The organism is Stenotrophomonas sp. 82F1, assembly GCF_056861525.1.
Window position 1 is genome coordinate 3,596 of sequence record NZ_JBSPUD010000041.1, and the last position, 285, is coordinate 3,880.

Here is a 285-nt window from a genome sequence, read left to right on the forward strand (position 1 = left end):
CTGACGGTTTCCTGCGGCGTCCACCCACGCAAGAAGAAAAAAGATCAAAAGCAAAAGCAAAAGCAGCATGGCCGGTTGCCCACGCTTCCAGTAGAGTCGAGCCCGCGCTCGGCTCAGAGCGCAGCGACCCGCTGTTGCTCTTCTTTTTTCTTTTCCGTGGGTGGGCCGCGCGGAAATCTGTCAGCGGCCGGGCGGGGTGGGGCGGGCGGGGTATCCGCGCCATGGATGGCGCGGCTAAGCCCCCAGGGATGGGTTCACGGCGTCCCCGCCCGTCCTACCCCGCCC